Here is a 25,435-nt window from a genome sequence, read left to right as displayed (position 1 = left end):
GGGTGGTGATAAACGCCTATGGGCCGACCGAGGCCACGGTGTACGCGTCGATGAGCGCGCCTCTGCAGCCAGACACCGGGGCGGCGCCGATCGGTGCGCCCGTGCCGACTGCTGCGCTGTTCGTTCTCGACGAGTGGCTGCACCCGGTACCGACCGGGGTGGTCGGCGAGTTGTACGTCGCCGGTCGAGGCGTGGGCCTCGGCTATCTGGGTCGGTCCGGGCTGACAGCAAGCCGGTTCCTGGCCTGCCCGTTCGGCAGGCCCGGCACACGCATGTACCGCACCGGCGATCTGGTGTGCTGGCGCGCGGACGGCCAACTGCAGTATCTGGGTCGCGCCGACGAGCAGGTGAAGATTCGCGGCTACCGCATCGAGCTCGGCGAAATACAGTCCGCCCTCGTCGCCCTCGACGGTGTCGAGCAAGCCGCCGTAATAGCCCGCGAGGACCAGTCCGGGATCAAACGGCTGATCGGCTACCTCACCGAAAAAGTCGCGGGGACAGTCGATCCGACCTCCGTCCGATCGGCGCTGGCCGACCGGTTGCCTGCGTACATGGTGCCGGCGGCGGTCGTGTTTCTTGACGCACTGCCGTTGACTGTGAACGGAAAGCTCGACACCCGCGCGCTGCCGATTCCCGACTACCAGAATTCGCAGCAGTACTCGGCGCCTGCCGATGCGGTCGAAGAGGTGTTGGCCGGCATCTATGCGCAGGTGCTGGGCCTGCAGCGGGTCAGCGTCGATGACTCATTCTTCGATCTAGGCGGCGACAGTATCTTGTCCATGCAGGTGGTGGCCCGAGCCCGCGCCGCAGGTCTGCAGTGTCGCCCTCGCGACATCTTCGTCGAGCAGACCGTCGCCCGGTTGGCCAGGGTAGCCGGGATAGCACGCGATGAAGCCACCCCTGCCGACGAGGGCGTCGGTATCGTCAAAGCAACGCCGATCATGTGCTGGCTGCAGCAGATACCCGGCGATACAAGCCAATTCAACCAGACCGTGGTGGTGCAGGCGCCGGCTGGCGTCACTCACTCTGATGTCGTCGCCATGCTGCAGGTGCTGTTGGACCGCCACGCCGCCTTGCGGCTGCGTGTTGAACACCGCCCGTCGGGCTGGTCGCTTTACGTGCCCAAGCCTGGATCCGTTGAGGCCGCCGCAAGTCTGCGCTCGGTAGATGCGCTGACGGTAGATGCATTGGTAGCGGCGCGTTCTCGGCTTGATCCATCCGCGGGCGTGATGCTCAGCGGTCTGTGGGCGCCGACAACCGGAGAGTTGTGCTTGATCGTCCACCACCTCGCCGTCGACGCGGTGTCGTGGCGGATTCTCCTCGAAGACCTCAACATCGCCTGGACGCAGTATCACAGCGGACAGCCGATCGAGTTTCCACCGCTGGGCACGTCGTTCCAGCGCTGGGCGACGCTACTTGACAAGCATGCTCACAGTCCGGCGGTCATCGCACTCGCCGACACCTGGCGGGAAGCGTCCACTACGTCGACGGCTTTGCCCCGGATACGACCTCAAAGAGACACCTATGCCAACGCGAGCCGACTTTCAGCATCGCTGGATCCGGAGACGACGCGCGTGCTGTTGGGGCAGGCACCGTCGGCGCTACACACCGGCGTGCAAGACGTCCTGCTGATCGGGTTCGCGTTGGCGTGGCGGACGTTCTTCGCAAAGCACGACTCCGTCGTCATCGATGTCGAGACCCATGGGCGCAACGAAGACCTGGCCCCCGGGCTCGACTTGTCCCGGACGGTGGGCTGGTTCACCACGAAGTATCCCGTGACATTGACCCTCGATCCGCCGCGATGGATTCAGGTGCTAGCCGGTGACGCTGCCTTGGGCGCTTTGCTCAAGAACGCCAAGGAACAATTGCGTGCTCTGCCGGACGGCATGACATACGGCCTGTTGCGCTACCTCAACACCGGTGTCGAGCTACCCGAGGCTGATCCGGCCATCGGCTTCAACTACCTCGGACGGCTGGACACAGGCGGCGTGCAGATGTCCGAGGACATGTGGCGGGTCCGCGATGACGCCTTGACGTTGGCAGATACGGTCGCGGCGGTGCCTATGCCGCTGTCACACACCGTCGAGCTCAACGTCGCCACCCTCGAGGGCGCCAACGGCCAGATGCTACAGGCGAATTGGATATGGACGGCATCGATATTGGACGAAAGCCAAGTCGACCGGCTCAACCGACTCTGGTTCGACGTGCTGAAGGGCATCTGCCGCCATGTCGAACGCGGCGGCGGCGGGTTGACACCCTCCGACATCGCACCCGTTGTCCTCGACCAGGACCAGATCGACCAACTCGAGCAGCAGGGCAGCGTCGCCGACATCCTTCCGCTGACCCCACTACAGGAAGGGTTGCTCTTCCACGCCAACACCACGGCCAGCGCAGACGACGCGGTGTATGCCATGCAACTCGACATCACGATCGACGGCCCACTCGATCCGCCGCGACTCCGACACGCCATCGCGACGGTGGCCAAGCGCCACCCCAACCTCGCGGCCCGATTCGACAACCACTACGGCCGCGCCGTCCAGGTCATTCCCGCCGACCCTGTCATTCCTTGGACGTTCCTCGACCTTGGGGCCACCGGCATCGACGCCGGCATCGATGCGGCCGCTGCCACGACGGCGGCGGGCCTGGCCCCCTGCGCGCCGCCGGCCGACACAGCGACGACAGGCGGGGTCTACCAACCCTTCGATACCGTTGTGGCTGAGGCGATCACGAAGCTGTGCGCGGGCGAACGTGCCGCGGTTTGCGACCTCACCCGCCCACCTGCCTTTCGAGCGGCCGTAGTGCGGATCGCGCCGAACCGACACCGACTGGTGCTGACCAACCACCACATCGTGCTCGACGGCTGGTCGCTGCCGATCGTCGCCCGGGAGATATTCGCTAGTTATTACGGGCATCGACTGCCCGCCGCCGGCTCCTACCGCCGTTACGTCATGTGGCTCGCCGAACGGGACAACTCCGCGGCGCAAGCAGCCTGGCGTGAGGTGCTCGCCGGCTTCGACACGCCCACGCTGGTCGGCCCTCCGAACCGGCTGACGCTCGGGCCGCGAGAGACCACCGCGTTCCGGGTAAGCGCGGACTTGACGCGGGCGCTCGGCGAGCTGGCGCGCTCTTGCCATTCGACCATCAACACCGTGCTGCAGGCCGCCTGGGCACAGCTGCTGGTTTCACTGACCGGCCAGCACGATGTCGCATTCGGCACTGCGGTGTCCGGGCGCTCCACCGATGTCGTCGGCGCTGAATCGATGGTCGGCCTGCTGATCAACACGGTGCCGGTGCGCGCCTATATCACCTCGGCGACGACCGTCGGCGAGTTGCTGAACCAACTGCAGCGCAGCTACAACCACACACTGGAACACCAGCACCTCTCACTGAGCGAGATCCACCACGCCACCGGCCAGGATCTGCTGTTCGACACGGTCTTCGTGTACGAGAACTATCCCGTCGACACCCGCACGTTGCTCAGCAACGGGCTGACCATCACCGAGGTCAGTGGCCGTGAGTCCACCCACTACCCGCTCGCTGTCGTCGCACAGCCGGGCACGGAATTGGGGGTGCGCATCGAGTTCGACACCGATGTGTTCGACGCGATTGAGGTCGACGAGCTCAGCCGGCGACTTCAACGGGTGCTGCGGGCGATGACCGCCGACCCGACGCGCCGGTTGTCGTCGATCGATCTACTCGACAGTGACGAGCACGCCGTTCTCGAGCGGTACGGCAACCGGGCGGTGTTGACCCAGACCGCGGCGCCGACAACGATCCCGGCGCTCTTCGCCACGCAGAAGGCGCGCAACCCACGAGCGGTGGCGCTGACCTTCGAGGGCGAATCGATGTCGTACGGCGAACTCGATGAGGCGTCGAACCGACTCGCCCGCTTGTTGGTTCGACACGGGGCCGGTCCGGGCCGGTGTGTGGCGCTCGTGTCCGAGCGATCGGCGCAGGCCGTAGTGGCGATTTTGGCCGTGCTCAAGAGCGGGGCCGCCTACCTGCCGATCGACCCGTCGACGCCCAGGGCTCGCATCGAGTTCATCGTCGCCGATGCCGCACCTGCCGCCGTACTCACCACCACCAACCTGGCGGACCGGATGCACGACATCGGCATCCCTGTCGTCGAACTCGACGACGTCGCGATATCCGCAGAGCCAAGTAGCGCGCTGCCCCAACCGGCCGCCGACGACATCGCGCACATAATCTACACGTCGGGGACCACTGGTATCCCGAAAGGCGTTGCGGTCACGCATCACAATGTCACCCGCCTCTTCGACGCCCTCGACGTCGGCCTCGAGCTTGGGCCGCATCAGGTATGGGCTCACTGTGCATCGCTGGCGTTCGACTTCTCGGTCTGGGAAATTTGGGGGGCCCTGTTGTCCGGCGCCCGGCTTGTGGTGGTACCCAAGTCGGTGACTCGCTCGCCGAAGGACCTCAACGCGCTGCTGTGCAGTGAGCACGTCACCGTGCTGAGTCAGACACCGACTGCGGTGCAGGCACTTTCATCCGAGAATCTAGCGGCCATCACGTTGATGGTGGCCGGTGAGGCCTGCCCGGCCGAGGTGGTGGATCGCTGGGCGCCGGGTCGAGTGATGATCAACGGCTACGGACCGACCGAGATCACCGTGTACGCAACGATCAGCGCGCCGTTGACGGCAGGATCCGACATCGTGCCGATCGGTGCACCCGTCCCGGGCGCCGCGTTGTACATACTCGACGGGTGGTTGCGTCCAGTACCCCACGGTGTGGTGGGTGAGTTGTACGTGGCGGGCCGTGGGGTCGGCGTCGGATACTGGCGTCGGCCCGGCCTGACCGGGTCGCGGTTCGTCGCATGTCCCGACGGCGAGCCCGGCGCACGGATGTACCGCACCGGTGACTTGGTGCGGTGGGGCGCAGATGGGCAACTGCAGTACCTGGGTCGGGCCGACGAGCAGGTCAAGGTGCGCGGCTATCGGATCGAACTCGGCGAGATACGCGCCGCACTCGCTGAACTGGATGGTGTCGAACAGGCGGCGGTGGTCGCGCGTGAGGACCGCCCCGGCGACAAGCGCCTGGTCGCATACCTCGTCGAAACCATCTCGGGGGCAATCGATCCGGTTGAGGTGCGGCTCGCGCTTGTCGAACGTTTGCCGTCCTACATGGTGCCCGCAGCTGTCGTGGTGCTCGACGTGCTGCCCCTGACGGCGAACGGCAAACTCGACGTTCGCGCGTTGCCCGCACCCGAGTACCAAGTTGTCGGTCACTACCGCGCCCCAGCCACTCCCGTAGAGGCGATCCTGGTAAGCCTCTACGCTCAGGCGCTCGGGCTCGAACACGTCGGTGTCGATGACTCCTTCTTCGACCTCGGCGGGGACAGCATCTTGGCGATGCGCGTGGTCGCCGACATAAACACCAGCCTCGACCGTGATCTCTCCGTGCGTGCCTTATTCGAGGCGCCCTCCGTCGCCGAGCTGGCAAGCCGTCTCGGCGGTGAGGCGGTCCGGCGAGCGCCGTTGGTCCCGGTCGCGCGTCCCCCGGTGATTCCGTTGTCGTTCGCCCAGAACCGGCTGTGGTTCCTCGACCAATTGCAAGGTCCTTCCGCAGTTTTCAACATGCCTATCGCACTGAAACTGCAAGGCCGGCTCGACGTCGATGCGCTGCACGCGGCTCTTCTCGACCTTGTCGCCCGCCATGAGAGTCTGCGTACGCTGTTCCCGGCTCCAGAAGGGGTCCCACAGCAGCTTGTCGTGCACGCCGACAGGGCCGACTTCGGCTGGCAGATCGTCGACGCCACTGCTTGGTCGGCGGAGCGGCTCAGTGACGCCGTCGAGGAAGCGGTACGCCTGGCCTTCGACCTGTCTTCGCAGATTCCGTTGCGGGTTCGGCTGTTCCGCACCAGTGAAAACGAATACGTGTTGGCGGGCGTGGTGCACCACATCGCCGCCGACGGCTGGTCGATCGCTCCGCTGGTACGTGATCTCAACGCGGCATACACGAGCCGGTGCGCAGGGCAGCCACCGAGCTGGCCGCAATTGCCTGTGCAGTACGTCGATTACACACTGTGGCAGCGTGAGCAATTCGGCGACCTCGACGACGGAAGCAGTCTTATCGGAACGCAACTGGCGTACTGGCAGGACGCGCTGGCGGGGATGCCCGAACGGCTGCAGCTACCGACCGACCGTCCCTACCCGCCGGTGGCCGAGCAGCGCGGCGCCACGGTGACTGTCCAGTGGCCGGCGGAATTGCAGCGCCGGGTGGGGGATGTGGCCGCGCGGCACAACGCGACAAGTTTCATGGTCGTCCAAGCCGGTCTGGCTGCGTTGCTGTCCCGGCTGAGTGCCAGTCGCGATGTCGCCGTTGGGTTCCCGATCGCCGGACGCCGCGATCCCGCACTCGACGACCTCGTCGGTTTCTTCGTCAACCTCTTGGTGCTGCGGGTGGATCTGGCGGGCGACGTGACGGTTGCTGAGTTGCTTGCGCAAGTGCGACGGAAAAGCCTGGACGCCTACGAGAACCAGGATGTGCCGTTCGAAGTGCTGGTCGATCGGCTCAACCCGGCCCGCAGCCTGACCCATCACCCGCTGGTACAGGTCGCGTTGGCCTGGCAGACGTCCGTCGGAGGCGCCGACGCAGCCACCGGGCTGACGCTCGGCGATGTACAGGTCACCCGGCTACCCGTGGACACCCACACCGCTCGTATGGATTTGGTGTTCTCCCTGTCCGAACGCTGGACCGACACCGGTGAATGCGACGGGATCGGCGGAACGGTCGAGTTCCGCACCGACGTGTTCGACGCGGTCACCGTCGAGGCCCTGGCCGTACGGCTGCAGCGGGTCTTGACGGCGATCACGATAGATCCGGCGCAGCGCTTGTCTGCGGTAGACGTGCTCGCCGACCAAGAGCACGCGCAACTCGAGCGGTTCGGTAACCTCGTCGGATTGACTGCCGCGATGCCGGCGATGGACTCGATTCCGGCGTTGTTCGCCGGTCACGTGCAGCACACACCGGATTCGGTCGCAGTCACCTGTCTGGACACTTCCTGGACGTACCGGCAGTTGGACCTGCTTTCGAACCGGCTGGCGCACTTGTTGATCAGCCACGGGGCACGACCGGGACGATGCGTCGCGTTGGCGATGAGCCGTTCGGCCGAGTCGGTCGCGGCGATACTTGCGGTGCTCAAGACCGGAGCAGCGTACCTTCCGATCGATCCGGCGCTGCCGCCGGCGCGTATCGAGTTCATGATCGCCGACGCCGCACCGATCGCCGCGGTCACCACGACCGCCCTGCGCGACACCCTCGACGGATTCGACATGCTCGTGGTCAACGTCGACGATGCTGGCATCGCGACTCAGCCGGACACCGCGTTGCCGCCGCCGCCCGCCGAACACGTCGCGTACGTCATCTACACATCGGGCACCACCGGCGTGCCCAAAGGCGTTGCGGTCACACACGACAACGTGACCCAGCTGTTGTCGTCGCTGGACGCCGGACTGCCGCGGCCGGCGGTATGGGCGCATTGCCATACGTTGGCGTTCGACGTCTCGGTCTGGGAGATCTTCGGCGCGCTGCTGCACGGTGGACGGGTCGTCGTAGTACCCGAGAACGTCGCCGCCTCGCCCGACGACTTTCACGCGGTGCTGACCGCCGAGAAGGTCAGCGTGCTGACCCAAACACCCTCTGCCGCAGCGATGCTGCCACGCGAGGGACTAAGTTCGACCGCGTTGGTGGTGGTCGGCGAAGCGTGCCCGCCCGAGGTCGTCGAGCAGTGGGCACCCGGGCGGGTGATGATCAACGCCTACGGCCCGACCGAGACCACGATGTGTGTGGCCATCAGCGACCCACTGGTGCCGGGATCGGGCGTGCCGATCGGCTCACCGGTGTCCGGGGCAGCGCTGTTGGTTCTCGACGACGTGCTGCGGCCGGTGCCGCCCGGATCGATCGGTGAGCTGTACGTGGCCGGGGCCGGAGTCGCAGTCGGCTACATCGGCCGGCCCGGACTGACCGCGTTGCGGTTCGTGGCCTGTCCGTTCAGGGGCGGCGCGGGGCTGCGGATGTATCGCACCGGCGATTTGGTGCGCTGGCGTGCTGACGGCCAACTGCAGTACCTGGGACGCGCCGACGAGCAGGTCAAGATCCGCGGCTACCGCATCGAACTCGGCGAAATCCAGGCCGCGCTCGCCGGACTGGCCGGCGTCGAGCAGGCAGTCGTGGTCGCTCGTGAAGACCACCCCGGCGCCAAACGACTGGTCGGCTACATCACCGGGGCGGCAGACCCCGCCGAAACGCGCGCTGTGCTGGCCGAGCGGCTCCCGGCTTACATGGTGCCGGTCGCGGTGATGCGGTTGGACAGCCTGCCGCTGACACCAAACAACAAGCTCGACGTCCGCGCGCTGCCCGCGCCCGAATACCAGGACAGTGACCGGTACCGCGCACCGGCCGACGCGGTCGAGGAGATTCTGACCGGCATCTACGCTCAAGTGCTGGGACTCGAGAGGGTCGGCGTCGACGACTCGTTCTTCGACCTCGGCGGTGACAGCATCTTGTCGATGCAGGTGGTGGCGCGGGCTCGGGCAGCGGGCGTGACGTGCCGGCCGCGGGACATCTTCGTCGAGCAGACGGCGGCCCGGCTTGCCCGTGCCGCGCGGGTGCTGACCGCGGACATCGGCCCCATCGACCAAGGCCTCGGGGAAGTGGTGGCCACCCCGATTATGCGCTGGCTACACGAAATCAACGGCCCCATCCGAGAATTCAACCAGACGATCATCGTTCAAGCACCCGGCGGGGTGACGCGCGCCGATGTCGGCACCGTGCTGCAGGCGCTGTTGGACCGGCACGCCATGTTGCGCCTGCACGCAGTAGAGCGCGAGGCCGGCGGCTGGGCACTGCAGGTGCCGGATCCGGGTTCAGTCGATGTCAATGCGTGCGTCGCGGCGGTCGACGAACTGTCTGAGGACGCGGTGAGAGCGGCGCGCTCGCGGCTGGACCCCGCCGAAGGCCGGATGCTCAGCGCGCTTTGGGTGCCCTGCACCGGCCGGCTGGCGGTGATCATCCACCATCTGGCCGTCGATGCGGTGTCGTGGCGGATCCTTCTCGAAGACCTGAATATCGCTTGGACGCAACATCGCAACGGGCAGCCGGTGAACCTGCCGGTGGCAGGAACGTCGTTCCAGCGGTGGGCGTCGCTATTGGCGGAGCGCGCCCACGACCCTGCGGTACTGCGCCAGGCGGACGCCTGGCGACACGTCACAACGATGTTGCCCGCGCTCCCCGCGCCGCAGCCCGACATCGACACCTACTCCAGCGCGGGCCATCTGTCCGCAGCGCTGAACACGGACACCACCCGCGTTCTGCTCGGCGAGGTACCCGCCGCGTTTCACGCCGGGATAGGGGACATCCTGCTGATCGCCTATGCGATCGCTTGGTCGCGGTTCCTCGACGCCCGCGGCGAACCCGTCGGCATTGACGTCGAAGGTCACGGTCGGTACGACGATCTCGCGCCGGATCTCGACTTGTCGCGCACGGTGGGTTGGTTTACCCTCAAACACCCTGTCGTCCTGGCTATTCCAGACTTGGACTGGACCAAGACCGTCGCTGGCGACGCCGTGCTGGGCACCGTGGTGAAAGACGCCAAGGAACAACTTCGCAGCCTGCCCGAGGGGTTGACATACGGACTGCTGCGTTACCTCAACGACGAGACCGAACTGCCGGCGATCGACCCGACGATCGGGTTCAACTATCTGGGGCGCCTCGGCGGCGCCGAGACCGGAGTTGTCGGCGAGCTATGGACGGTCAGCAGAGATGACGTGTCGCTCATCGACATTGCCGCTGCCGTCCCGATGCCGCTGGCGCACACCGTCGAACTCAACGCCGCGACCGTCGACACCGACACCGGACCACAGCTGCACGCGAAGTGGGCATGGGCTCCGTCAGCCGTCGACCAAGCCGACGTCATCCGTCTCAGTGAGCTGTTCTTCGGTGCGCTGAGCGGCATCTGCGCCTACGTCCGGCAGGGTGGCGGCGGGCTGACCCCTTCGGATATCACGCCCGCCCGGCTCAACCAGCATCAAATCGACGGGCTCGAGGCGCAATTCCGCCCCGCCGACATCCTCCCGCTGACCCCGATGCAGCAGGGCCTCCTGTTTCACGCCAACACCACACAGGGCAGCGGTGACGACCTGTACGCGATGCAACTCGACATCACGATCACCGGTCCGCTGGACCCCGATCGCTTGGAAGCGGCGGTCCACTTCGTTGCCGCACGCCACCCACACCTGGTCGCTCGATTCTGCGAAGAGTACGACCCACCGGTGCAGGTCATCCCCGCCGACGCGCGACCGGCCTGGCGATATCTCGATCTGGTTGGTGAGGACGCCGCCGAGCGGGTCGCGGAGGTATGCGACGACGAACGCGCCGCGGTCTGCCGTCTGGCGGACCCACCGGCGTTTCGTGCGGCGCTGATTCGCACCGCCGAGGACCGGTATCGTTGCCTACTGACGTTCCACCACATCGTGATCGACGGCTGGTCGCTGCCCATCCTGACGCAAGAGTTGTTCGCGAGCTACTTCGGCCAGCGGTTGTCGGCCGCCGGATCGTATCGCCGGTACGTCACCTGGATGTGCGGGCGTGACCTCGATTCGGCGCGGGCGGCCTGGGGCGAAATCCTCGCGGGATTCGACACGCCGACCATGGTCGCCCCGCCCGGCGCCCTCGGACGCCGAGGCGTCGAATCGCATCGGTTTTCCGAGCACCTCAGTCGGGCCGTCGAGGAGTTGGCGCGCTCAGAGCACACCACCGTCAACACCGTGCTGCAGGGCGCCTGGGCGTATCTGCTCACGTGGTTGACCGGTCAACGGGACGTCGCGTTCGGCACTGCGGTGTCCGGGCGTCCGGCCGACCTCGCCGACGCGGAGTCGATGGTCGGGTTGCTGATCAACACCGTGCCCGTCCGGGCGACCTTCATGCCGGATACCACGACGTCCGATGTGCTGGAACAACTTCGAGGCGCCCACGCCCACACCCTTGACCACCAACATCTCTCGCTCGCCGAGATCCACCGGATCACCGGCCTGGACCAGCTGTTCGACACACTGTTCGTCTACGAGAACTACCCGGTCGACGCCGCGGCACTGCTCGACTTCGAAGGTTTGGCCGTCACCGCGTTCAGCACCCGCGAACGCAACGATTATCCGTTGACGCTACAGGTCATGCCGGGCCGCGAACTCGCACTTCGGTTCGAGTACGACACCGAGGTGTTCGACGCGGCCCGCGTCCGCGCGCTGATCGCACATCTGCAACAAGTGCTGGCTTGTATGACCACCGCTCCGGGTCGGCGACTGTTGTCGATTGACCTGCTCGACCGTGACGATCATGCCCGCCTGGACGAGATGGGCAACCGCGCGGTGCTGACGCAACCGGCGGCCCCGGTGTCGATTCCGGCCCGGTTCGTTGCGCAGGCGACTCACACCCCCGATGCGATCGCGGTGAACTGCGGTGAGTCTGCGTGGTCGTACCGGGAACTCGACGAGGCGTCCAACCGGCTGGCCCACCTGCTTGCCGAACACGGAGCTCGCCCCGGTCAGTGTGTGGCGCTGCTGTTTACGCGCTGCCCCGAGGCAATCCTGTCGATCCTCGCGGTGCTGAAGTCCGGTGCGGCGTATCTGCCGATCGATCCCGCCCACCCGTCTGCACGGATCAAGTTCATGATCGCGGACGCCGCCCCGGTCGTCGCAGTCACCACCGCCGGTGTGGCCGACCGGTTCGATGAGTGCGACATCGAGGTCATCGATGTCGCCGACGCGCGCGTCGACACCCGGCCCAGCACCGCGCCGCCCGCACCCCGGCCGGACGACGTCGCACACATCATCTACACCTCCGGGACCACCGGAATACCGAAAGGCGTTGCAGTCACTCACTACAACGTGGTGCAGTTGTTCGATCGACTCGACATCGGGCTGGAGTTGACACCGGCACAGGTGTGGACGCAGTTCCACTCCTACGCGTTCGACTTCTCGGTGTGGGAGATGTGGGGCGCACTGCTGCATGGTGGGCGGCTCGTCATCGTGCCCGAGACCGTGGCTTGTGCGCCGGAAGACTTTCACGCACTGCTGCTGCACGAACACGTCAGCGTGTTAACCCAGACACCATCTGCCGTGAGGGGATTGACGCCCGATGGCCTGGATTCGACCGCGCTGGTCATCGGCGCCGAGGCGTGTCCACCCGAGTTGGTGGTCCGGTGGGCGCCGGGCCGGGTGATGCTCAACGTCTATGGCCCCACCGAAACGACGATGTGGCTGTCCAAGAGCGCGCCTCTGACGCCGGATTCGGGTGCGCCGCCGATCGGCTCACCCGTCACGGGAGCGGCGTTGTTCGTCCTCGACGGGTGGCTGCGTCCGGTCCCCGCCGGTGTGGTCGGCGAGCTGTACCTGGCCGGTCGCGGTGTGGGGGTGGGGTATTGGCGTCGAGCGGGATTGACCGCGTCGCGGTTCGTGGCGTGTCCGTTCGCCGGTGGGGGGCAGCGGATGTATCGCACCGGGGATCTGGTGTGTTGGCGTCCAGACGGGCAGTTGCAGTATTTCGGGCGCGCCGATGAGCAGGTCAAGATCCGCGGCTACCGCATCGAACTGGGCGAGGTGCAGGCGGCGCTGGCCGGACTGGCCGGGGTGCAGCAATCGGTGGTGATCGCGCGCGAGGACCGCCCCGGGGACAAGCGACTGGTCGGGTATGTGACCGGTGCGGTGGATACGTGCGCGGCCCGTGCGGCGTTGGCCGACCGGTTACCGCCGTATATGGTGCCGGCCGCGGTGGTGGTGCTCGACGGGTTGCCGGTCACGGTCAACGGCAAGCTCGACACCCGCGCGTTGCCGGCCCCCGAGTACGTCGACGCCGATCGGTATCGCGCTCCGTCCAACCCACTCGAGGAGATGCTGGCCGGTATCTATGCCCGTGTGCTCGGGCTCGAACGCGTCGGTGTCGACGACTCCTTCTTCGACCTCGGCGGCGACTCGGTGTCGGCGATGCGGGCCGTGGCGGCGATCAACGCCGGAGTGGGAGCGGACCTCCCGGTGCGCGCCTTATTCGATGCGCCGACGATCGGTCGGTTGGCGCCACGCCTCAGCCGCAGCACGGGTGGTCACGAGCCGTTGGTCGCCGGTGAGAGGCCTGCCGTCGTTCCGCTGTCGTTCGCCCAGAGTCGCCTGTGGGTGATCGACCAATTGCACGGTCCCTCGCCGGTTTACCACATAGTGGTGGCGCTGCGACTGCGAGGACACCTCGACGACGACGCACTACACGCGGCACTGGGTGACGTGGTGGACCGCCACGAAAGCCTGCGCACGCTTTTCGTGGCACCCGACGGCATCGCTCAGCAGCTGGTCCTTTCCGCCGGGAGCACCGATGTGGGCTGGCAGATCGTCGACGCCACCGCGTGGTCGGAAGACAAGCTGACGGAGGCCATCGGTGGCGCGGCGGCTCAGCCGTTCGACCTGGCTAGGCAGATCCCGCTGCGGGCCAGGGTCTTTCGCATCGGTGACGACGACCACGTGTTGGTCGGCGTGGTGCACCACATCGCCGCCGACGGCTGGTCGTTGGGCCCCCTGGTGCGCGACCTGGGTGTTGCCTACGAGGCACGCCGACACGGAGACGTTCCCCGTTGGGCGCCGCTGCCGGTCCAATACATCGACTACACGATGTGGCAGCGTGCGCGGTTCGGTGACCTCAACGACAGCGACAGCCTGATCGCGGCGCAAGTCGAGCACTGGGAGCAGGCGTTGGCAGACTTGCCCGAACGGCTGCAGTTGCCCACGGACCGACCCTATCCGGCGCTCGCCGATCAGCGCGGCGCCGTCATGACGGTGCACTGGCCCGCAGAGTTGCAGCAACGGGTGCGCCAAACGGCCGCGGAGCACGATGCGACCACCTTCATGGTGATGCAGGCCGGACTGGCGGTGCTGCTGTCGCGGCTCAGCGCGAGTCCCGATGTGACGGTGGGCTTCCCGATCGCGGGACGCAGCGATCCCGCCCTCGACGAGCTGGTCGGTTTCTTCGTCAACACACTGGTGTTGAGAGTCGATTTGACCGGCGACCCCAGTTTCGCCGAACTGCTCGACCAGGTGCGGCGCCGCAGTCTGGCGGCGTTCGACCACCAGGAGGTGCCGTTCGAGTTGCTGGTGGAGCGGCTCAACCCGGTCCGGTCACTGGCGCACCACCCGCTGGTTCAGGTGATGTTGGCGTGGCAGAACCTGCCCGGCCTCGGCGGTGATCACGCGGCCGGGTTGACGCTGGGCGATCTGGACGTCACGCCACTTCCGGTCGAAACCCACACGGCCAGGATGGATCTGACGTTCTCGCTGTCCGAGCACTTTACCAATTCCGGTCTGCCGGACGGCATTCGGGGAGCGGTCGAGTTCCGCACCGACATCTTCGATGTCACCAGCATTGAGGTGCTCGTCGGCCGGTTCGAGCGGGTGTTGGCGGCGATGACCGCCGATCCCCACCGCCGGGTCTCCGCGGTGGACCTCCTCGAGCCCTCCGAGCACCACCGACTAGCAGAGGCGGGCAATCGGCGGGTGCTGAACGCACCCGTACCCTCGTCGCGGTCGGTCCCGGAGTTGTTCGCCGAACATGTGACGCGACAGCCGAATGCGGTGGCGGTCAGTGGCGCGAACCGCACGCTGACCTACCGTGAGCTTGACGACGCTTCAAATCGGTTGGCCTGCTTGCTCAGCGAGCGCGGAGTCAAATCGGGCTCGCGTGTAGCGCTGCTGTTCGAGCGATGCTGCGAAGCGATCGTCGCAATGGTGGCGGTGCTCAAGGCTGGGGCGGCGTACCTTCCGATCGATCCGGCACTGCCGTCCGCGCGCCGGGAATTCTTGCTGGCCGACGCCGAACCGGTCGCTGCCCTGACCACTGGCACGCTGGCCGAACTGATGGCAGGAAGCGATGTCGCGGTGATCGAGATCGACGACCCCGCCGTCACCGGCTACCCGTTCACACCGCTGCCGCTGCCGGCGGCCGGTGACATCGCCTACCTGATCTACACGTCGGGCACAACCGGCACCCCCAAGGGTGTGGCGATCACCCACCAGAACCTGGCTCATCTCGCCGAATCGACGCCCACGGCCCTACCGACCCAGCAGGTCTGGACGCAGTGTCATTCGTACGGCTTCGACTTCTCGGTGTGGGAAGTCTGGGCCGCGCTGCTCGGCGGCGGGCGACTGGTGATCGTGCCCGAAGCGGTCACCGCTTCGCCCGACGACTTCCACGAGTTGTTGGTGCGCGAACGGGTCAACGTGCTGACCCAAACTCCCTCTGCAGTGGTCGCATTGAGCCCCCTGGGGCTCGATGAAGTGGCGGTGCTGTTCGGCGGCGAGATGTGTCCCGCCGAGGTGGTCGATCGGTGGGCACCGGCCCGGGTGGCGATCAATGCCTACGGGCCGACCGAGGCGACGGTGTATGTGTCGATGAGCCGCCCGCTGAGTGCCGGGTCGGGGGCCGCGCCGATCGGTGCGCCGGTGCCGACCGCGGCGTTGTTCGTGCTCGACGAGTGGCTGCGGCCGGTGCCGGCCGGCGTCGTCGGTGAGTTGTACGTAGCAGGCCGAGGCGTGGCAATGGGTTACCTCGGCCGGCCCGGGCTCACCGCGGGACGGTTCCTGGCCTGCCCGTTCGGCCAGCGCGGCACGCGCATGTACCGCACCGGGGACCTGGTGTGCTGGCGCGCCGACAGCCAACTGCAGTATTTGGGTCGCGCCGACGAGCAGGTGAAGATCCGCGGGTTCCGCGTCGAGCTCGGTGAAATTCAAAGCGCGCTAGCCGAAGTCGACGGTGTCGAACAGGCAGCGGTCGTCGTCCGCGAGGACCGCCCCGGCGACAAGCGTCTGGTCGGCTACACCACCGGCACCGCCGTCCCCGCCGCGGCGCGCTCCGCGCTGGCCGAGCGGTTGCCTGCCTACATGGTGCCTGTCGCAGTGGTTGCGGTCGACGCGATCCCGTTGACGGTCAACGGAAAGCTCGACACGCACGCCCTGCCCGCGCCCGACTACCAGAACGCGCCGCAGTACCGCGCCCCGGCCGATGCGGTCGAGGAGATGCTGGCCGGTATCTACGCGCAGGTGCTCGGCTTGGAGCGGGTAGGTGTCGATGACTCGTTCTTCGATCTAGGCGGCGACAGCATTCTGTCGATGCAGGTGGTGGCGCGCGCCCGGGCCGCGGGGCTTCGGTGCCGGCCGCGTGATGTCTTCGTCGAGCAGACGGTGGCGCGGCTAGCCCGAGTCGCCCATGCCGCGGGCGGTCCGGCCGCCCCGGCCGACGACGGCACCGGACACGTGCAGCCCACCCCGATCATGGCCTGGCTGCGCGAGGTCGACGGCCCGGTCGACCAGTTCAACCAGACGATGGTGTTGCAGGCGCCGGCGGGAGTCACCGCCGCTGAGGTTGTCATGCTGCTGCAGGCGTTGCTGGATCGGCACGCCATGCTGCGGTTGCGCGTCGCCGACGACGGCCAGATGACCGTTCCCCCGCCGGGGTCGGTGCAGGCCGTGGACACTCTGCAGATAGCCGGGGAATTGACCGAGACGGCGATGAACAGTCTTCGTGCTCAACTGAATCCGGCCGTCGGGAGGATGCTGACGGCGTTGTGGGTGCCGTCCACCGGACAACTGGCATTGAGCATTCACCACTTCGGAGTCGACGCGGTCTCGTGGCCGATTCTGATCGAAGACGTCAACGTCGCGTGGGCCCAACACCGCAACGGTCAGGCGATCGCGCTGCCACCGACCGGCACCTCCTTCCGGCAGTGGGCCGCCCGGCTGGCCGACCACGCCCTGGACGCCGCGACCCTGGCCCAAGCGGAGGCCTGGCGGCAGATCACCGCGACCGAGCCCGCGCTACCGGCTCCCAGACCCGAGGTCGACACCTATGCCGATGCCGGGCATCTGTCTCTGTCGCTTGATGTCGAGGGCACCCGTGCATTGCTCGGTAAGGCGCCTGCCGCGTTCCACGCGGGTATCTCCGACATCCTCTTGATCGCCTACGCGCTCGCCTGTGCCGAATTCGTCGGCACCGCAACGTCGATCGGCATCGACGTCGAGGGCCACGGGCGCCACGAACAGCTCGCCGCGGACGTCGACCTGTCACGCGCGGTGGGTTGGTTCACCACTAAACATCCCGTCACACTTAAGGTGCGGAAGCTGAACTGGGAGAACGTGATCGCCGGTGACACAACGCTGGGTCCGGTGGTCAAAGACCTCAAGGAGCAACTGCGCGCCCACCCCGATCCGTTGACCTACGGGTTACTGCGTTACCTCAACCCCGACGTGGACCTGGCCGGCCCCGACCCCTCGCTCGGGTTCAATTACCTTGGTCGCCTCGGTGCTGGCGCTGCGCAGCTGTCCGAGGAGATGTGGGGTGTCAGCCACGACGGCTTGACACTGGCCGAAGCCGCCTCAGCCGTACCCATACCGTTAGCGCACACCATCGAACTCAACGCCGCCGCCGTCGAAACCGCCGACGGCCCTGTATTGCGTGCCGACTGGACGTTCGCGCGCTCGGCGCTGGACCACACCGAAATCGGCAGGTTCGGCATGCTGTTCTTCCAAGCGCTGCAAGGCATCTGCGCCCATGCCGAGAGTGGCGGCGGCGGGCTCACCCCTTCCGACATCGCCCCCGCCCGGCTCACCCAACCCCAGCTCGACGAGCTCGAGGCGCACGAGCGGATCGCGGACATCCTGCCGCTGACCCCATTGCAACAGGGGCTGCTCTTCCACGCGAGCACCACGGCAAACGCGGCTGACGACATCTACGCGATGCAGCTCGAGATCACGATATCCGGCCCACTCGACCCCCACCGGCTTCGCGACGCGGTGCGTACCGTCGCCATCCGCCACCCCCACCTCGCCGCACGATTCTGCGGAAAGTTCGACGAACCCGTGCAGATCATCCCGGCCGACCCGACACCGGCCTGGCGGCACGTCGACCTCACCCACAGCGGACGAAACCCCGATGATCACGTCGAGGAGGTGCGCGTCGGGGAACGCGCCGCGGTCTGCGACCTCACGCACCCGCCGGCCTTCCGAGCGGCGCTGATCCGCACTGCGCCGGACCGGCACCGGTTCGTGCTCACCAATCACCACATCGTGCTCGACGGCTGGTCGTTGCCAATCCTGATGCGGGAAATCTTCGCCGGCTACTTCCGGCAGCAGTTGCCCGCGGCGACCCCGTACCGGAGCTTCGTCGAGTGGCTGGCCGAACAGGACATCGACGCGGCCCGAGCCGCCTGGCGCAAGGTGCTGGCCGGTTTCGACACACCCACCCTGGTCGGTTCACCGGGCCGGCTGACGCCGGGGCCGCGAGGCACCGCGTCGATCTCGCTGCCGGCACGAAACAGTCACGCACTCAACGATCTCGCGCGGGCGCAACGCACCACGGTCAACATCGTTTTGCAGGCTGCCTGGGCGCAGGTGCTGATGTCCGTGACCGGCCACCATGACGTCGTATTCGGTGCAGCGGTCTCCGGACGACCGACCGAACTGGTCGGTTCCGAAACGATGGTCGGCCTGCTGATCAACACCGTGCCGGTGCGCGCGGACGCCAACCCGGCGACCACCATCGTCAGCCTGCTCGACCAACTGCAACGCGCCCACGTCGACACCCTCGAGCACCACCATCTGGCGCTCAACGATATTCACAAAGTCACCGGCTGCGACCAGTTGTTCGACACCCTGTTCGTGTACGAGAACTACCCGGTCGACACCAGCGCCTTGGCGGACGTGACGGAGTTGGCGATCACCGAGATCGTCGGCACCGAGTCGACGCATTACCCTCTGATGCTGCAGGCGCGGTCGGCGGAGGAATTGCGGCTGCGCATCGAGTTCGACGCCGACATGTTCGACGCCGCCCGAGTCGATGCGCTCTTGCGACGGCTGCAGCGGGTTCTCGAGGTGATGACCACCGATCCCACCCGCCGGCTGTCGTCGATGGATGCGCTCGATGCCGCCGACCAGGCCCTTCTCGACCGGTTGGGTAATCGCGAGGTGTTGCGCCGACCTGCGACTCTCGTGTCGATCCCGGTGCTGTGGGCCGCGCAACTGGCGCGCACACCCGAGGCGGTTGCCCTGAGCGATGGAGAGCGCTCGTGGACCTACCGCGAGCTCGATGATGCGTCGAATCAGTTCGCGCACTTGCTAATCCAGAATGGTGCCGGCGCGGGACGGTGCGTGGCACTGCTGTTGGAGAGGTCAGCCGAGGCGATCATATCGATCCTCGCTACGCTCAAGGCCCGTGCGGCATACGTGCCGATCGATCCCGCGCTGCCGCCGAACAGGATCAGGTTCCTGATCGAGGACACCGCGCCGATCGCCACGGTGACGACTGCGGGACTGGCCGATCGGCTCGACGGGTGCGGGTCACCCACCATCGATGTGCACGACCCCGCGATCGACGCGCAACCGCGCGAGCCGCTACCACCGCCGGCACCCGACGATCTGGCCTACATCATCTACACCTCGGGCACCACTGGTGTGCCCAAAGGTGTGGCCATCACGCACAGTAACGTCACACAGCACCTTGACTCACTGGACGTCGGCCTGCCGCTGGCGCCGGTCTGGACGCAATGGCATTCGTTGGCCTTCGACGTGTCGGTGTGGGAGATCTGCGGCGCACTGTTGCGTGGCGGCCGGCTGGTCGTGGTGCCCGAGTCCGTCGCGGCATCATCGGAGGACCTGCACGAGTTGCTGCTCACCGAAGACGTCGGCGTGCTCAGCCAAACTCCGTCGGCGGCCGCGATGCTCTCGCCCGAGGGACTGGAGTCGACCGCGTTGGTAGTCGCCGGGGAGGCCTGCCCGGCGGAGTTGGTCGAGCGCTGGGCGTCGAACACGGTGCTGATCAACGCCTACGGACCGACCGAAACGACGGTGTACGCGACGATCAGCGCACCGTTGACGCCGGGGGCGGGCCCGGTGCCGATCGGAGCCCCGGTCACAGGCGCCGCGTTGTTCGTACTCGACGGGTGGCTGCGACCGTCGGCCGCCGGTGTGGTCGGCGAACTGTACATAGCCGGCCGCGGCGTGGGAGACGGGTATTGGCGGCGATCCGGGCTGACAGCCGCACGGTTCGTCGCCTGCCCGTTCGGAACGCCGGGAATCCGGATGTACCGCACCGGAGACCTGGTGCGGTGGGGCGACGACGGGCAACTGCAGTATCTGGGACGCGCCGACGAGCAGGTCAAGATTCGGGGCTACCGCATCGAACTGGGTGAAGTGCGCACTGCCCTGGCCGAATTGGACGGCGTCGAGCAGGCAGCGGTGGTCGCCCGCGAGGACCACGGTGGAGACAAACGCCTCGTGGGCTACGTGGTCGGGACGGCAGACTCGTCCGATCTTCGCGCCCAGTTGGCAGCGAGGCTGCCCGCATACATGGTTCCGGCGGCCATGGTCGTGCTGGACGCGCTGCCGCTGACGCTCAACGGCAAACTCGACACCCGCGCCCTGCCTGCCCCCGAGTACGGCGGCGGGCGCTATCGGGCTCCGAGCAACGCGGTTGAGGAGATCGTGGCCGACATCTACGCCGAGGTGCTCAATGTCGGGCGGGTCGGCGTCGACGACTCCTTCTTCGACCTCGGCGGCGATTCGCTGTCAGCGATGCGGGCCGTGGCGGCGATCAACACCGCACTCGATTCCGGACTCTCCGTGCGTGCGTTGTTCGACGCGCCCACGGTCGCGCAACTGGCGCTCCGGGCGAGCGAGGCGATCGGCCGGCGCACACCGTTGGTTCCCGTCGAACGGCCCGCGGAAATCCCGCTCTCCTTCGCGCAGAGCCGGCTGTGGATCCTCGACCAATTGCACGGCGCCTCACCGGTTTACAACATGGCGGTGGTGCTGGAACTGTCCGGGAGTCTAGATGCCGATGCGTTGAGCCTGGCACTGCACGACGTTGTCGCCCGCCACGAGACCCTACGCACACTGTTCCTGGCGACCGACGGGGTGCCTTATCAGCTGGTGATACCACCCGACCGCGCGGACTTCGGCTGGCACGTCGTCGACGCTCGCAACTGGCCGGCGACCACGTTGGAACAGGCCGTCGAGCGCACAGTGCGTCACTCCTTCGATCTGGTGAGCGAAATCCCCCTCAGAGCAACGCTGTTCCGTATCGCCGGCGAGAAACACGTCCTGGCCGCGGCGATGCATCACATAGCCGCCGACGCCTCGTCGGTGAGTCCGCTGATACGCGACCTCGGCGTGGCGTACGCCAAGCGGTGCCACGGGCAGCCGCCCGACTGGCCGTCATTGCCCGTCCAGTACGCCGACTACGCGCTGTGGCAGATCGCCGAATTCGGTGATCTCGACGCCGCCGACAGCCCGATAGCCGGACAACTGACTTACTGGAAGGACGCCCTGGCGGGACTGCCGGAACGGCTGCAACTCCCCACCGACCGGCCCTATCCACCGGTGGCTGATCACCGCGGAGCCAGCGTGGCGGTGAACTGGCCGGCCGATTTGCAGAATATGGTCCGCGAAGTGGCGCGCAAACACAACGCGACCAGCTTCATGGTGGTTCAGTCCGCTCTCGCGGTGCTATTAGCCAAGATGAGCGCCAACAGCGATGTCGCCGTGGGATTCCCGATCGTCGGAAGGGTCGACCGTGCGCTCGACGACCTGGTCGGATTCTTCGTCAACACGCTGGTGCTTCGGGTCGACCTCGGTGGTGACCCGACACTGGCCGATCTGCTTGATCAGGTGCGAAGGCGTAGCCTGTCGGCCTACGAGAACCAGGACGTGCCATTCGAATTACTGGTGGAGCGGCTCAATCCTGCCCGCAGCCTGACCCATCATCCACTGGTGCAGGTGATGCTGGCCTGGCAGAACGTGTTGGGAGATCACAGCAACGCCTCCGGGCTCAGGCTCGGTGATCTGCAAGTCACCCAGAGGCCGGTCGATATCCACACCGCCCGAATGGATCTGGTGCTCCACCTGACCGAATACCGGACCGACACCGGTGAGCCCGGTGGGATACGGGGTGAGGTCGAATTCCGCACCGACATATACGACGCGTCGACCATCGAAACCCTGATCCGGCGGCTGGAGCGGATCCTGGTGGCCATGACTACCGACCCGCAGCAGCGGATGTCGTCGATCGGCTTGCTCGACACCAGCGAGCAGGCCCTGCTGGACGAGTTCGGCAACCGCGCGGTGTTGGAGCGGCGCGACCACCACAAGGTGTCGATTCCGGCGATGTTCGCCACGCAGGTGGCGCACAGCCCGGAGGCGCAGGCACTGAGCTGCGGCGGTCGGTCGATGACTTATCGACAACTGGATGACGAATCGAATCGGCTGGCGCACAGACTGATTAGTGCGGGTGCGCGAACCGGCGAGTCCGTAGCGCTGCTTCTGGAGCGTTCCGCCGAGGCGGTCGTGGCCATTCTCGCGGTACTCAAGACGGGTGCTGCCTACCTGCCGATCGATCCCGCGCATCCCGACGCACGCCTCGATTTCATGCTTGCAGACGCCGCGCCGATCGCCGCGATCACCCGGGCTGGGCTGGCGCCACGGCTGGGCCACCGTGACTTGTCCGTTGTCGACGTCGCCGGGCCGTTCGTCGACCTCCATCGCGGTTCCGCGCTACCGCTGCCCGCCGCCGACGACCTGGCTTACGTCATCTACACCTCCGGAACCACCGGCCTTCCCAAAGGGGTAGCCGTCACCCACTGCACGGTGACCCAGCTGGTACAAGCAACGGACGACGGTCTGCCACCCGCGGGGGTGTGGACGCAGTGGCATTCGCTCTCCTTCGACGTGTCGGTGTGGGAGATATTCGGTGCCCTCCTGCGTGGCGGTCGACTGGTGGTCGTACCCGAAGAGGTGGCATCATCGCCGCGGGACTTCCACGCGCTGCTGATCGACGAAGAGGTCAGCGTGTTGAACCAGACACCCTCGGCCGCAGGGTTGCTCTCCCCCGCCGGCCTCGACGGAGTGGCGTTAGTGGTGGCAGGGGAGGCCTGTCCGACAAATCTCGTCGATCGGTGGGCGGATGGTCGGCTGATGGTGAACGGCTACGGCCCCACCGAAACCTGGTATACGTCGTTCAGCGAGCCGCTGACTGCAGGATCGGACGACGTGCCCATCGGTGCACCGATCTCGGGAGCCGCGTTCTTCGTCCTCGACAACTGGCTGCGGCCGGTGCTTCCGGGCGTGGTCGGCGAGCTGTACGTGGCAGGTGACGGGCTTGCCTGCGGATATGTGAACCGCGCCGGATTGACCGCCTCACGATTCGTGGCCTGCCCGTTCGCCGACAGGGGAGCATCAGGACGACGGATGTACCGCACTGGTGATGTTGTCCGGTGGGGCACCGACGGGCAACTGCGCTACCTTGGGCGCGCCGACGAACAGGTCAAGATCCGCGGTCACCGCATCGAACCAGGTGAGATCGAGGCGGCGCTCGCCGATATCGTCGGGGTAGAGCAGGCGGCGGTGATCGTGCGCGACGACCGTCTCATCGGATATGTGGCCGAATCGCCCTCGGCGACAGTCGATCCCGGCCACATTCGACGTACTCTGGCCGAGCGTTTGCCGAGCTACATGGTGCCGGCCGCCGTCGTGGTGATGGACGCGTTGCCTTTGACCATGAATGGCAAACTAGACGTGCGAACACTGCCTGCGCCTCAATTCCAAGAGACCATGGCTTACCGGGCGCCGGAATCGGCCGCCGAGACGGCCATCGCCGACATCTACGCCCGAATCCTCGGCCGCGAACGGGTCGGCGTTGACGACTCGTTCTTCGACCTCGGCGGCGACTCGCTCGGGGCGATCCGCGTTGTCGCAGCGATCAATTCCGAACTGGACACCGATCTGGCGGTTCGCACCATGTTCTACGCACCGTCAGTCCGTGGGCTCAGCCGACAACTGGGGACTGCGGAGAGCGCCGTGGAGGTAATTCCCATCGAGGTCATCAAAGACGGTGTGGGCGTTCCGCTCTGCTGTATCCACGACGGTTTCGGGCTCAGCTGGGTCTACCGCGTCCTCGCCGATCACCTGGATTGCCCGATGATCGGTATCAACCAGGTTCCCGCCAAGGGCGAAACGGAATTCCAATCCATTTCCGATATGGCCGCGCGTTACGCGGACAGGATCCAGGCCCTCGATCCCAGCGGTCGCTATAAGCTCCTCGGCTGGTCACTCGGTGGCGTGGTTGCCCATGCCGTCGCCGTCGAGTTGCAGCGCCGCGGATGTGTGGTGGAGGCTGTGGTCCTCTTGGACGATGCCTTCAGTGCGAACCGCGTGATGGCGAAGGACCAAGCGTCCGAATCGGGCGACATCCTGCGGGAGATACTGCAAATGAACGGTATCGACGTCCCTGGCCGAGCCGAACCGCTGACCTCCGTCGAGGCGGCGCAACTCGTTCGCCGGCATTTCGACGGGTCCGAGCTCGTGCTGCCGTCAGAACAGTTGCTGCAGTTCATGGTTCAGCGGCTCTTCGACAACCAGCGGTACCTGCGAGGCCATGTTCCCGACGTGTTCGACGGCGACGCGGTCGTCTTCTCCGCGTGCCACGACGACGTCGTGACGTGTCCGGATCAGACCTGGCGGCCCTACGTCACGGGCGACCTTGCGACGCATACCGTCGATTGCTCACATCTGGCGATGCTGACAAGCGAGTCGATCAGCAGTTATGTCGGACAACTCAAGCAGGCACTAGGAGCGCGATGACTGACAGCTCACTCGAAATCGTCGACATGCCGCGTGGTGGTCCTGCGGCGTCGTGGTTGGACCGGCGGTTGCAGACGAATCGGCTCGAGTACCTCGACCGCGACGACGTGGACGACCTGAAGCGAAAGGTCGTGGAGGCCCTCGACCGCGGCGGGCGGCGACGGCGGTTCGGCGTCTACGGCAAGAGCGCGAAGCTCGTGCTCGACGAGGTGGCCGACATCTCGTCGCCGAAGATCCTGGAACTCGGAGCGGGCCTTGGTGGGCTGTCCGAGAAGGTGCTTCAGAGCCACCCCACTGCCGAGGTCACGGTCACCGACATCGACCTCACCTTCGTGGCGACCGTCGCGGAAGGCGAGCTCGGCGGCCACCCCCGTGCCACGGTGCGCAGAATGGACGCCACCGAAATCGACGCCCCCGACGGGTTTTACGACCTGGCGGTATTCGCGTTGTCGTTGCATCACCTGCCGCCCAGACAGGCCGCTCTGGTTTTCGCCGAGGGGACTCGGGCAGCCAAGAAGCTGATGATCATCGACCTGCGCCGGCCGCCGGCGCCCGTGCACGCGGTCGTGCTGGCGGTGGTGCTGCCGTTCAGCCGGCTGTTGCCGCTGCTTCATGACGGTCTGATCAGCTCACTGCGCGCCTACAGTCCGTCGGCGTTGCGTGCGCTCGCGCGCCATGGCGACCCGTGCATCGTCGTCGAATTCCGCACCCGCCGGTTCGGTCCAACCGTCGTGGTGGCGAGTCGCCGTCAAGCCAGCTGA

2 protein-coding genes (1 of these 2 cut by a window edge) are annotated in these 25,435 nt (G+C 66.6%); both read left to right on the top strand.

Annotation, left to right across the window (positions count from 1 at the left end; genetic code table 11):
• Positions 1-24,674: the 3' portion of a non-ribosomal peptide synthetase gene (locus tag A5752_RS13865; protein WP_067086249.1), read on the top strand. It extends 5,341 nt beyond the left edge of the window; the window shows 24,674 of its 30,015 coding nt (coding positions 5,342-30,015); the start codon falls outside the window, past its left edge; the stop codon is at positions 24,672-24,674.
• Positions 24,671-25,435, top strand: coding sequence for a methyltransferase domain-containing protein (locus A5752_RS13860; RefSeq protein WP_067086247.1), 765 nt, complete (start codon positions 24,671-24,673; stop codon positions 25,433-25,435). Before A5752_RS13865 ends, A5752_RS13860 begins: the two co-directional genes overlap by 4 nt.

Origin of the sequence: Mycobacterium sp. 852002-51961_SCH5331710, assembly GCF_001665535.1 — a bacterium.
In the GTDB taxonomy this organism is placed as follows: Bacteria; Actinomycetota; Actinomycetes; order Mycobacteriales; family Mycobacteriaceae; genus Mycobacterium.
This window is presented reverse-complemented; position numbering and strand designations above follow the sequence as displayed.

Excerpts from the sequence above, each read along its gene's own strand:
- A5752_RS13860 (WP_067086247.1), top strand. The coding sequence starts at position 24,671 with ATGACTGACAGCTCACTCGAAATCGTCGACATGCCGCGTGGTGGTCCT.